The sequence below is a fragment of the Pseudomonas sp. G166 genome (genome assembly GCF_037027455.2).
In the GTDB taxonomy this organism is placed as follows: Bacteria; Pseudomonadota; Gammaproteobacteria; order Pseudomonadales; family Pseudomonadaceae; genus Aquipseudomonas.
Window position 1 is genome coordinate 715,601 of sequence record NZ_CP146985.1, and the last position, 13,240, is coordinate 728,840.

Sequence of the window (13,240 nt, forward strand, 5' to 3'; positions counted from 1 at the left end):
TTGCAACTCTCGATTCTCGTCATTGAATCTTAAATCTTTGAAATGCATTGAAAGCCTTCCTGTTTGAGTTGTTGGGTTTTAGGCGCTAGTTTGTCTGCCTTCTATCGTTTCTTAGTTCTGCCTGGTGCGGCGGTGGATCTTTATTTATTTTAGTCTTGCTATTAGTCAAGTTGGACGAGGAGTGTTTTTATGCAGGATGCAGAAGTTAAAAACAGCGACGGCCTGGTAAAGTTCATCAGTCTTTTCAAGTTGTCGGATCTTGAACAGGCGTTGTCGCCGTATAAAAAAAGCGAACAATACGAGGCGGTCCTCCGTTATTACTTTGCCTGTATCGTTACGCCGGAATCCCACAGGCTGCTCGAACCATTGGGGCTTTTGAAACAGACGCTGGCCCAGCTATTGGGCAACCGCAGGGTCAAGCGTAGCCAGGACGGGCGTGTGTCTGGTCCCGCCGGGGCTGGTGTGGATCTGGCGCAGATATACGACAAAATCGAGCATCACGAAGCACGCCTTCAATTCAGTAGCGAGCAAATGAGAAAGTTGCCAGCGGAGGTGCCCAAGACGTTGCACTTCGTCTGGCTCGGTGGCGGACTTGGCGACATCCAGCGCGATTATCTCAATGTATGGCGACAGGTATTGGCCCGGCACGGCTATGCCCTGAATCTTTGGTATGACAGTGATGCGTTACTGGCGTGGCAAACCAATAAGCTTATTGTCGAAGCCGCCAAGGCCGATGTCTTTTTACATGATGTAGATGAGCGTATTGCCGAAGTTGATCTGGGTGCCCTGTATAACGAACGGGCCATTGTCCTGAAACAACAGATGCAAGCCCATATCAATGCCGCCGTGGCGAAGGGCGGATCAGCCGACGAAGCCCGGCTGGATTTACTGACCCGCGCCTATGGTCAGGATGCGCAAGTGCTGCGCCAACAGTTGGAACGCAATCGTCGCAGTATCCTGGGCATGGACGGCTTCAAGTTGCGTGACCTTGCTGCCGGTGCAGTTTCGTTGCAGTTGCAGGATGTCTATGACCGAGAGATGCGGTTGCTGGGCAATATGGCGTCGGCGTCGGATGTCGTGCGCGCGGAAGTCCTGTTTGCCGAAGGTGGCGGGTATACCGATATCGACCACCTTCCGCCGTTATCGGCAACCCTGGGCGGAGTCGACATCAGCGGTTTTGGCCATGATGCCCGTCTGGGGACCCTGCAATTGCTGCTGAACGAGAATCCCGAATGGATGCCCGGCCGCCAGGCTTCCTCCCGTTATCGCGCGCATATTCCCGCCGAACATCTGCCAACACTGGAAGCGTTCGCGCGAAGCCGGCCAAGCTTGAGTGAGGTCTTCGAGTTGCCGGCGCAGCGGTCGGCCCGACCTTTCGCGTTGCGTGCCCTGAGCATGGAACTGTCGTTATCCAATGCATTTCTGATGGCCCATCCGGGCGCCGAGATTCTTCAAAGCGTGATCGACCGTCTGCGCTCCAACTATGAGTTGGTTGACGCGTCGGTCCAGTTGGCTGCCCAGCGCGATGTCGCATTGAGCGACGTTGCCGGCATGTTGACCCTGGTGGAAGAAGTATTCGAAAAAAACCATGGGCCGCTGAGCCGCCTGCCGATGGGCGAAGTGCTCAGGGTGATAGCGCGGATATCGGGCGTCGCGACCCACTTCGGCGACGGCATTCGCTTCGAAAGCGAAGGAACCGTCCATCTGACGGGCCCCGGCGCCATGCGCGACGGCATGGCTGACTACGCGAACGCGCACTTGAGCGCGGCAGTTGCCAAGACTTTGCACGAGGAGGCTGGCGTTGCCCCCTATCTGACGGTCAATGGCGCCACGGAAGAGGAGCAGGATCACTCCTGGAAAGAGAATGGAAACGATCCCGAGAAATGGGTCAGCAACGAGCAGGCGCGTTGGCGCGAAGGTCAGTACAAGGCCCGCTACAAGGGCGATATCGCGCAGTTGCTCAAGCATTCGACGATTGAGTTTCAGCAGGGATGGCCGCTGATCGAAGGGCGCGCGGTGCTGCTGACCGATGTGCTTGAGCGACTGGTCGAGGGGCTCGGCGAGCCATTCATCGAGGCGATGAGGCAGGGGCATGACGGTGAGATCCGCTTCGAAAAGCCGCTGCCGCTGAGTTTCGATGATCGCGAGCTCATCAAGAGTCAGGCGCCCGACGCGCTTGTTCCGGTCTTCCTGAGTGACAAAAAAATGCGCGACCAGGGGATCGATGAGGTGCTGAGTGACATCGCCAATGGCTCTCGTCGTTTCATTGAAGCGAGTCCTTTGCAAAGACTGGCACTGGGCGTGTTGTTGGGGCTGGATTCCCTGGACAACCCACATTTCAATGCGGCCACCAGTGAGCTGGAGAACCTGGCCAATGGCGTCGCCGAGCAGGGCGTTTCCGGGCGTTACGCGGTCATCGAGCGCCAGTTGTACAAGCGCAAGGCCGCGAGGTTCATGAGTGGCCTGGGGAGTGATCCGACGTACGCGTCGATGCCATCCGACAGCGCTCTGGAACTGAAAAGAACCGCCTTGAAGGAGGCGCGGACCCTGTATCAATGGGGGCGGCATGTCGGGCGGATCCAGAAGGTGGCCACCCTTGAGCACCGTATCCAGGTCATCGAGCGGTCAGGGCAATTGCTTGATGGGTTCGGGCATAACGGTGTGCAGATGGTTCCCCAGGATTTGCTGCTCAACCGCGATGGCGAAACGATTGGTGGGCGTTGCTATCCCCTGGCGCTGGTGATGAGTGCGGCACTTGCGCAGGGTGATGCCGCCTCCGGGCACTTGCGCGAGCGCTTCTTTCTGGCGGTGCTGGAGCCAGGGCAAGACGATTCCCAAGGCTTTCTACAAGCGTTGGAAGAGCTGCGAGACGTACCGATGAGTGACGTTGGTCGCACGCTTGGACAGGCTAGCCTCGATCAGGTCACCGCCGCTCTGGAGAAACACGCCGGCCCGCGTACGCTGATGCTCAACTCTGACAATCATTCGATGCTGGTGGCCAAGACCGTCAGTGCGGAACGCGCCACCTATCATTTTTTCGACCCCAATTTTGGTTTGTGTAAATTCGAGCAGCCGGATGCGTTCCGACGTGGTCTGGAGCATTTTTTCCAGAAAGAGGGCATGGCTCGTTATTACGCCGCCTATGGCAGCGAAGCTCGGCCTGAATTCGATCTGATCGACCTGCAAAGTGAAAAGGTCGCGGCCTGGCAACTCTCCGATGGGTTCACGGTCAAGCACCTGCTGCAACCCGGGGCTTTGTCCGGACCGTCGCAACGCCCCATCAGGCAGCGGGTGGCCAACGCACGTGGGCAATCGCTGCAAAGCAATCCTCGACTGGGTAGCTGTCTGCTGGCGCTGGATGGCCATTGGTGGGGCCAGCAGATCGAGCAAGTGACGACCCATCTTCAGCAAGCCAATCAGCTGGCGCCGCACCTTGTGCCGTTGTTCGAAACCCTGGAGGTCATGTCGAACGGGTCGTACCGGATGAACCTGATCGATCCGCAAAAGCCTGAGCAGTTGGTACGGATCGTGACCGACGACCATCGACTCCTGCGGATAAAGAACTACCTCTCGGAACGCTTTTCGGTCCTGGCCAACAGACCTTCCGTGCCGAGCGATCCGACCGAGGTGGGCAGCGTCCACACCCTGAACGCCGGGTTCGCCATACAAGCGCTGATGAACGCCTTGCGGGGCCGAGAGGGGCCTGAGCGGCCATTGAGCCTGGCGGTCCGCTTGCATGCCTATGTCAATTACGCGCAATTGATGCATGGCAACGTGGCCGATATCGCCGGCCTGGTCGGCCTGGTTCGGCAGGCACTGGCCCAGGAGAAGCTGATTGCCCATACCGTCGCGCCAGTGGTCAAGGCGGCAGTGGGAAGCAGTGTGAGCGAAGCGACCGGGGGGTTGCTGCAATTGGCGAATGTCGGGTTCGACATCTACCAGCTGTCGACCACCCAAAACGAAGTCGAGCGCGCTCAGTTCGGTACCCAACTGGCGTTCGACTCGGCCAGCCTGATGTTGTCGGTGGGCGCCTACGCCGCCGGAGCCACCACCGCTGGAGCAGTGCTGGGCGGTGCTGCCGTGATGCTGGGCGGGTTGGCAGTGGGGGTGGCGGCGTTGGCCCAGGGTTTTGCCACCATTGCCGAAGAAGCCAAGCAGGTCGGGCTGTTTTTCGATGAGGTGGCAACCGCCCATCTCCAGCCCTATCGCTCTGATGCCAGCGGTGGTGCGTGGTTGCCGCGTTCATCGCTGATCGTTCATACGCTGGACCTGACCCGCGCCGAGCTGATGCTGGACAGCCCCAAGTTGTATCCGCTGCGCGATCATTTCGGGGTGCCTACCTTTGATGACGATTACGAGCGGGCGATCGATATCCGTCGTCATCTGAATCTACCGGGTCGAGCCAAATTCGCGCCGCCCGCAGGTTCAGTCATCGTCCTGCCCTGCACACCGCAAACCTGTTACCGCTACGAATACAAGGCATTACCCTTCGCCAGACTGCGCCATGACACCGGGTTCGACACGGCGCGGCGCCTGGAGAAAAAGACAGCGCAGGGAGGATGGCTGTTTCTGTTTTCCTTCTACTCGTTCCCCAGTGACTACATCCTCTATCGCCTGGTCCCGGATTATCGACCGACAGCGATCAAGGTGTTGCTCGATGGCATCGATCGCTCTCTGGTGGTGCCCGTGCTGCCACCGGATTGGCACGGAAAAATCACCTATGAGATCCAGGGCGCCGGCAAGCGCTGTGCATTGGTGCTCCATCCCGGTGTGAGCCTGACCCTCGATACGACGCGTCCGTTGAACTCGAGTTGGGTGTTGGACGCCCCTTGGGCCCAGGAGAGTGATATCCGGATCGAGCGTTACGCAAGACTGTTCATCGGTGACGTCCAGGTGACGTTCAGTGGATCGGGGCGTCATGACGTGCTGCTGCGGATCAGCCAGAACCAAGTATTCAAGATGGAGGCGGGCAAACTCGTGGTTGTCGAGCAGGAGGTGCCTGCGAGCATGGATCGGCAGGCGTTGCAGGAGCACTTCCAGACCCTGGCCAGGCAGCGCCGCCTGGTGATGCCGTATACACCGGTTCATCGTTACCTGGTGCCGTTCGAGAAGCCGGACGAACCTCGCTACGTCACGGCCTGGTATGACGCGAAGGACGACCGTTTCCTGTTCATGCGTGACGAGTTGCCGGGCGTCGATGAAGCGGTGCTGGGAGCGGTGGCGGGTGGCGCCTGTTATTTCTACGACCCACAGAACCTGATCATCTGGCAAGCCGACGCGGTCACCGGGCTGCTGAGCCATCGCTATTGGTTGCGCAGTACAAGGAATGTGACTGCCACCATCCAGCGTGTCGAGGCGGATGCGCAGGGGGTGATTCATGTCGTACAGCAAATCACTCGCGCGGATCAGACCTGCGATGTACTGGTGTATGTGATTCATGAGGGGCAATTGCTGCTCAGTTCAGTCACGCGCGATCTGGATCCGGCGCTGGAATCCATTTTCAGTGCCAGCGAGACATTGGCCGACTGGTCGCAGGTCTTGGGCGGCGAGTACCCCTTTGTCCCGACTGTGGGCACCGAGGACAGCTTTGCCACCGTCAATTGGCAACCGGCGCCCTTCGTTTCGGTCTGCTGGAAGAGTGAGGCGCAGTTACGGGACATGGCCTGGGTTCGCCACAGGGACGGCTTGATCGTTCGTCCTTCGTCCAGACGCAACCAGGACCGTGGCTGGCCCGACTCGATCAAGAATATGACTGATTTGACGCTGCTCACGCTGGCGGACGACCGCGATATGTTCGTGGTTTATGACCGGCTCAGAAAGGAGCTATGCCGCAGGCAGCGAACCTTGGTCGCGGGCAAAGGGCAGTGGTCCAACAGATGGTTGCAGTCCGACAAACTGAAGAATGTAATCGCTGTCGAGAGTGGATACGTGGCGCTGACATCCGATGGCCGGTTCTTCAACCTGACGAGCCAGGGCGACCTCGTGCTGGGCGGCGTGAACGAGGCATGGTTCAAGGATCGGGAGCATTGGTGGTCGGCGTTGGAGTCGCTGGCCCGGCAATACGCGAGCGAGCGCTTTGCCCTCATCGGCTTGAGCAACTTCAACGACGATGCCAAGTTATGTGCCTGGTATGTCGGCAACCGGCTGTTGCTGGCTGACCTGGGACATGCAAAGGAAGTCCGCCTGCTTGGCGCCACCCCGGACGGCGAGGCAGCGTGGTTATTCGATGTGTCGAGCGGCGAGGTCTATCGTCAGGCCTTTATCGATCCGCAGAAACTGGAGGCGGCTTTTGGCCAGGGTTCACGTTTGCTGCAGGCTGATGCGTTGCCCCGCGGGGAACGTGAATGGGCGCCCTGCCAGTTTGTCGAGCTGAAGGCTGAAGGTGTGGGGCTGCGTGGCGTGACATTCGAGGGGGTGGTGGTCGCGTTACGCGACCAGGAGCCGGCGTTGATTACCGGTGTCACTCGTCAATGGGTGGTCGCACAGGATGGACGGGAGCAAGAGGGGCTCAGGCAATTGGCGGCCCAGCCGTTCCATAGCGCACTGCTGTCGGTGGAAGAGCCTGAGAGCCTGAAGTGGTTCGTCGCCAGGACCGGGCGTGTGATCCGGGTTCCCAGGGCCGCCATTCCGGAATCCTTCGAGTTATTGGGAACCCAGCGGCAGACCCAGGTATTACTTCATGAAAGCAAGAATGGACAGCTGTTGACCTTGCCCGGTACGGGGCAAATGGGACCACTCAGTTATGTCCAGCGTGAAGGTGAGGTGCTGGTTGTCGAGGGCCAGGAGGTGAAGATCGATGATCTCCTGGCGCTGATGCCGGACGGTGTCACGACCCTGATCCTGCGCATGGGGCAAGGCGCGGTGAGTTACCGGCTGTCAAAAGCGGCCTGGTTGCGGGTCAAGTCGGTCATCCTCGACTGCCGCCATTCCCTGGGCAGCGCGGTGACAATCCCCGGTAAATTGATCTGGGACCTGGATGAGCCTGATCAGTTGTTGCTCAGTCGGGTCGATGAACACCTGGTGATCATTGATCCGGACAGTGGGCACAGTGTGATCGTTCGCGAGGTGTATGCGGCAGATATCAACTTGCGCGGGGAAGTCCTGCTCAGTTTTGGCAGCAATCGGCATTATGCCGTTTCGACCCTGATAGAGCGGTTGGATGCCTTGCCGGACGCCCAGGGCGGCGTCACGCTCAAGGCGTTGTCGAGCGTGTCGTCTGTGGTGGAAACCAATGAGGTGGGTTGATTACGGCACCAGATAGCCCCTGACCCCGGTAAAGATGATCTGCGCCGCCAGCGCGCAGACAAATAGCCCCATCAGGCGGCTGACGATCTGCAAGCCCTGGTCGCCCAGAATCCGCTCGATGCGGCTGGACAGGTACAGCACCACGCCAACGGTGAAGCTGGCCAGGGCGATGCTGATGATAGCCATGAGTTTGTCGTCCCAGTGCGGTTGGCTCACGCCCATCACCAGCAGGGCGCCGATGGTGCCGGGGCCGACGGTCAACGGAATGGTCAGCGGGACGATGGCCACGTCCTGCTGCACGTTGTCCGTCTGGACGGCCGACTTGCCTTGGGCCATGCCCAGTGCCGAAATGAACAGCACGCTGCCGGCGCCAATGCGAAACGCGTCCACGGTGATGCCGAACACGCTGAAAATCACCCGCCCGAACAGGTACAGCAATACGCTGGACACCAGCGTCGCGGTCGCGACCTTCCAGGCCAGGCGGCGTTGTTCCTTGCGTGAGTAGCCGCGAGTCAGGCCGATGAAACACGACAACACGAAGAAGGGGCTGTAGAGCACCAACATCTTCAAGTAAACGCTGAACAGCACATGGAGCATGGTCGAGGCTCACGACGAATGAAATTGGCGTGGAGTTTATCAGGCGCCGGGGGTGTCTGTCGGCTCGCCGTGAACATGAAATTTTCAAGTGCCGAAAACTTCGCTTTATTGTGGAAAAGCGAAGTGCCATTGAATAGTCAGTGCCGCAGGTATTATGTGTGGTTACAGTTTTGCAGTTGTTGCTTGGGGTGGGTTTGAGTCATGTTGTTCTCGGGGTCCATGGAGGGCCTTAATTAAATAAGGAATATATCTATGAGTGTTAAGTTTGATTCGGTTTTAACCTTGGCTGATCGTCTTGATCGGCTGAATAGTTATGAAATCATGCCGGAAAATGTTGTTGTTTCTTCGCGCACTGTTGCAATCAATCCTGTCGGGTATAAAGCGGCTGTGGAAAAGCCGGACCGCGCTTCGATTGTCGGGGAAAGTATCCTGGCATTCGTCTCGGGAATGACTGAGCAAAATCAGGCGGATATCCAGCATTCCTATCTGTATGCATCGCTGGCGGCGAACAGGGCGTATCCACGGGAAGATCAAGGTAGAGAGTGGTATCAATTCTTTCTGCAAGTCATGCAAGACTGCGGCTGGACGATCCTGCAACGCTATTACGACACAGTCGCGGCGTCGGGCAGGAGCTTCAAGATGGATCAACTGGTGTTGAGGATCCTGGGTTCGGCCGTGGCTGCCGCCGCTGTTCCTGGTCCAACGTCGGCACTGATGCTTAAAGTGGCAGGTGACGCAATAGCTGCGCTGCAAGGCCGTGACAAGCCACTTCAACTCTTTGATCAAAATATCAGAGAGACCGGTGCGGGTGGTTTTGGTGTGGCGACCTGCCACGAAACCCCACACGGCGAAGTCATCATGGCATTGGGGGCCGTGCGTTTCATTAATCGGACGAATCAGACCAAAGTCCTTTTTGTGAATTGGGACAGCAGTTCGGTCGATCTGTATCGCGGTGAATGTCATATGACCATGGTGCCGTCAATTATTAATCGGACCCGAGCCACCATCATTGCAAGGTTGGGTGATCGTGCGCAGAAAAAGATCGAAGAGTATGAGATTTAACCTCATGTGATCTCTTGGCGACTACGCAGTGGTCGCCATCCCTTAGCGAATCAGGTGATTATAATGAGTGATGATTGTTCGGTTTTTATCAATGCCGGAGCTGTTGTCTTGCTGTCAGCCGATATGCTGGAGCAGGAGAAGTGCGATGTAATGAATTCGGTGTTGTTTGCGCAGTTGGTAGCCAGCAAGAAGTATCCAGCTCTTTCTTCGTCGGGTGAATGGTATGGGGCATACCGGGAAGTATTACAGAACGGTTGGGTGCAAAAGGCGGTAACGTGGGACAACTTTACACTCGATACTCCATCAAAATACACCATGATGTCTTGGGTGGAAAAACGACTGGGGGCGTATGTTGGTCAAACAAAAATGACTGAATTCACGCGCCTGTTGAATCGTGTCGCTCAATTGCCTTGCGCCTTGCCGGCCATTGAAGGATTGCGCGAGTGGGTTCAGGGCCCCAAATCCCCGGAGCTTTCGTGCAGGGTCAGGCTGCAAGTCATTCTGGCCCAGCGAGGGCCTGTGCTGAACGTTGTCTGCTTGGAGTTTGACACCAGGCACAGTACCGCTAATCCTCTTGGGCCACTTTTCTCCACCGATCCGGTACCAGGCACAATTCAACTGCGGTGCTTTCAGGCGAACTTGTCCGAAGCGCTCTATGCGCCTGTTCGCGATGCAATTATCAAGAAACTCGGGGATAAGGCCGCCAGGAACATCTTTGATATTTCCGACGCAGTCGAGCATGGAGTGACGGGGGCTGTGTCTTTATGAATGACATGGGGATTCGACCGGCCAATGGGCAGGTGCTTCTGCGCAGTGACACTCCGGCAGCAGCCGTGGTGGGCGGCAGTATCGTGTCATTCGATGAGGGACTGTCCCTCCAGGATCGAGAAGATATCTACCTGAGCAACCTGTACGCGCAATTGGCAACACGTTCGGCCTACAAGGACGGTTTGGTCGGCAACTGGTTTGACTATTACAAAAATAAACTCAGGTATCTGGGATGGGATTCGGCGCGTCCTGTCAGTGCCGGGTGGGCGGGGCAGGGATTGATGGCCGATAGCGTTTCGCGGCAAATATCCCGGTCATTTGATGAACGTTTTTCCCGGCAGGCGAGCCAGGCGTTAGGAACCCTGAGGCGTAATCCCGATGCGCTCGAGGTATTCGAAAGGACGAGCCTGATGCGTGACACGGGATGCTTCCAGGTGATTCCCTGCACGCCCAAGTCTTCCGGGAGAATAGAGATAGGGCTCTACCACAAGCAGTTCCGCACCCGCAGAACGGTTTCGAGATTTCTGTTCTGGCCGATAGAGGACGTGGTGGAAAGCAGCCAGGAAGAAATGGCGGTTATTACATTCAACACGCTGCACTACGCAACGTTCAGAGAAAAAGTCGCCGCCGCGGTGATGAGCGAGACAGTCCGCCATCTGCATGCGTTGGAACTTTGAACAGAGCGGCGGGGCCCGCTGACCGCCATGTCGCCGCCTAGGATGTGTGCGCCGCCGACCTGTTCTGCTGATCACGCTGGGCCACCCAGTGCTCGATCAGCTCGCGCAATTGCGACAGCTCCACCGGCTTGGCCATGTGCCCGTCCATCCCGGCCTGACGGGCGCGCTCCTTGTGTTCGGCCAGGATGTGCGCGGTGAGCGCCACTACGGGGGTGCGGGTCCGCTGGTTGCCCATCTCCCAGGCGCGCAATTGCTGGGTGGCGGAAAAGCCGTCGAGGATCGGCATCTCGCAGTCCATCAAGACCAGGTCGTAGCGCTGCTCCTTCATGGCCTTGAGGGCTTCTTCGCCATTGCTGGCGGTGTCGGGTTGCAGGTTGAGCTTGCCGAGCATGCCGCGGATGACCTTGGTGGAAATGCTGTTGTCCTCGGCCACCAGGATGCGGAAATCGCTGGGCACTTTCACCGGGATGACCGGCCCCGCGTTCGCTGGCATGTTCGGCGCCTGGCCCTTGTTGCGTTGGTTCAGTTCGTCCGCCAGGGTGGTCTTGAGGGTATAGCCGGCCACTGGTTTGGCAAGGATGCGCTTGACCCCGCTGTTGCGTGCAACGATCTTGCTCGGCGCGTTGCTGATGCCGGTGAGCATGATCAACAGGATGTCGTGGTTCAGGCTCGGGTCTTCCTTGATCTTGGCCGCCAGTTGCATGCCGGTCATGCCGGGCATGTTCTGGTCCAGCAACACCACGTCGAAATAGTCCCGCAGGTGTGCCTTGGTGCGCAGCAGCGCCAGGGCTTCCTTGCCCGACGGCACCGCACTGACATTCAGGCCCCAGGCACTGCACTGCTGCACCAATACCTTGCGACAGGTGTCGTTGTCGTCGACGATCAGCACGCGGGCCCCTTGCAGCGGGCTGTCGAGGTCGGAGGTCGGATGTTCGAGGCGGTCCGGGTCCAGTGGCAAGGTCAGCCATAAGGTGCTGCCCTGGCTGCTGCCGCTTTTGATGCCGAATTCCCCGTGCATCAGGATGATCAGCTGGCGGGCAATGACCAGGCCCAGGTTACCGCCCAGGCGCGTGGCCGAGAGGAAGTTCTTGCTGTGCAGCTCGGCATGCATCAGCGTGTCGCGCTCTTCGGCGTCCATCGGCGATCCGCTGTCCTGCACGGCAATGCGCAGGCGCGGCTGATTGCTGCGCTCGTCGAGGGCCACGACGATCAACACCTCGCCTTCGTCGGTTTTTTTCAAGGCGTTTTCCAGCAGGCTCAGCAGCGCCTGGCGCAGCCGCGTCGGGTCGCCGCTGATGACCCGTGGTACCTGGGGTTGGATGAAGCTGATCAACTCGACGTTTTGCTGCTCCGCCTTGGCGCGGAAGATGCTCAGGCAATCCTCGATCAGGGCATTGAGGTCGAACTGCACATCGTCCAGTTCGATCTGCCCGGATTCGAGTCGGGAAATGTCGAGGATCTCGTTGATCAGGGTCAGCAGCTCATTGCCGGCGCTGTGGATCGTCTGCACGTAGTCACGCTGCTTGACCGACAGCGGCGTGCCCAGCAGCAGCTCGGTCATGCCCAGTACGCCGTTCATCGGGGTACGGATTTCGTGGCTGATCTTGGCCAGGAATTCGGCCTTGGCATTGATTTCTGCATTGCTCGCCGCCAGGTCGCGGCTGATGCTGAAACGGCTCTCGTTGATGGAGCGCTGGCGTTCACCCAGGGCAACGCTCATCAGCAGGCCGCTGATGCAGATGAATACCAGCAAGGTGACGATCAGGCCCTGTGGCGGGACTTCCGTGAGCCCTTGCAGGGCCGGCAGGATGATCAGTGTGCCGAGGTTGAAAACCACCATCGCCGCGACGAACAGCCGGGCCGGGCGGTAACCTTTTTGCCAGTGCCAGGCACTGACGAACAACATGCTCAGGCCGGCCAGGGCCACCAGTGCATAGGTCATGATATTGAGCGGCAGGGTGTTGACGAACAACAGCAACAGGCTGCACAGCATGACCAGCACAATGTCCCCCAGCAGCAGCCGGTTCAACGGATGCGGCCCCAAGGGCGCGAAAAAACGGTAGGCGAACATCAAGCCACAGGGCGCGGTGAACAGCAGCGCCAGGTAGGCCCCGGGTGTCTGGATCGCAGGCCAGTCAGGTAACCACGGCCCCGCCAGATTCAGCAGCAGTACCAGGCTCAGCATCAGCAGGCCTTCACAGGCCGCCAGCCACAAGCAACTGCGTGAACGGGTATAGGCGTAGCGGGTGAGGTTGTGCAGGATCAGCATGGCGATGCAGCCGAACAGCAAGCCATAGATCAGCGTCTGGTTCTGATTGGCCGCCGCCAGTACCGCCGGTTGCAGGGTGACGTAGGGGCGCAGTTCGTGTCGCGATGCCAGTCGCAGGTAGACGTCCAGCGGTTTATCGCTACGCGGCAGCGCCAGCATGAAATCGCTGGTGGGCACGGGGAGTTCGGTGCGTGGCAGGGTATCGCCGCTGATTTGTTGGTCAACCACGGCATCACCGTCCAGCACATAGAGATTCAGGCGAGACAGGTCGGGTGCGAAGATGCGCAGGATTTGTTCATGCTTGTCGGGGGCCAGCCGAAAACGCAACCACAGTGCCCCGCCAGGTTCGGCTGCTTTGAGCCGGTCCAGGTCGATGGGGCTGAATTGATTGGTGTAGCGGGCAGAGCGGATGTCGCTGAGCGTCAGGTCGCCCTGTTCGTCGAGCAATACCGCCCAGCCACTGCCTGGCGCGGCCTGTGCCGGGAGCATGCAGAGCAGCGTCAGCAGGGTGACGGTTAAGCCTATGGCAATCCTGAGCCAGCGCACGGCGAAATCCCTTCGTAGGTTGATGCCAGATTATAACTATGCGCGGCGCCCGAGTAGACAGGCAAGGGTCACCGAC

General features: G+C 58.7%; 6 protein-coding genes. 4 read left to right on the forward strand and 2 right to left on the reverse strand.

Annotated features, from left to right (window positions below):
- Window positions 1-189: 189 nt before the first annotated feature.
- A complete protein-coding gene (locus tag SGN16_RS03145) occupies window positions 190-7,245 on the forward strand; it encodes a TcdA/TcdB catalytic glycosyltransferase domain-containing protein (RefSeq protein WP_335943863.1) in 7,056 nt (2,351 codons plus the stop codon).
- Here the strand turns inward: SGN16_RS03145 and SGN16_RS03150 are convergent, their stop codons facing one another.
- On the reverse strand, window positions 7,246-7,842 hold the full coding sequence (locus tag SGN16_RS03150; protein WP_335943864.1) for a MarC family protein: 597 nt from the start codon (window positions 7,840-7,842) through the stop codon (window positions 7,246-7,248). It lies immediately after the preceding gene.
- Window positions 7,843-8,094: 252 nt separating this feature from the next.
- Here SGN16_RS03150 and SGN16_RS03155 point away from each other — a divergent pair, with 252 nt between their 5' ends.
- From SGN16_RS03155 to SGN16_RS03165, 3 genes are all read left to right on the forward strand, one after another.
- Window positions 8,095-8,904 (forward strand): hypothetical protein, encoded by an 810-nt coding sequence (locus SGN16_RS03155; RefSeq protein ID WP_335943865.1) that lies wholly within the window; start codon window positions 8,095-8,097, stop codon window positions 8,902-8,904.
- Between the two features lie 63 nt (window positions 8,905-8,967).
- Window positions 8,968-9,672 (forward strand): hypothetical protein, encoded by a 705-nt coding sequence (locus tag SGN16_RS03160; RefSeq protein ID WP_335943866.1) that lies wholly within the window; start codon window positions 8,968-8,970, stop codon window positions 9,670-9,672.
- A complete protein-coding gene (locus tag SGN16_RS03165) occupies window positions 9,669-10,349 on the forward strand; it encodes a hypothetical protein (protein ID WP_335943867.1) in 681 nt (226 codons plus the stop codon). The genes SGN16_RS03160 and SGN16_RS03165 overlap by 4 nt, the downstream gene beginning before the upstream one ends.
- A 37-nt stretch (window positions 10,350-10,386) precedes the next feature.
- Here the strand turns inward: SGN16_RS03165 and SGN16_RS03170 are convergent, their stop codons facing one another.
- Window positions 10,387-13,164 (reverse strand): hybrid sensor histidine kinase/response regulator, encoded by a 2,778-nt coding sequence (locus SGN16_RS03170; protein ID WP_210642660.1) that lies wholly within the window; start codon window positions 13,162-13,164, stop codon window positions 10,387-10,389.
- Window positions 13,165-13,240 lie beyond the last annotated feature (76 nt).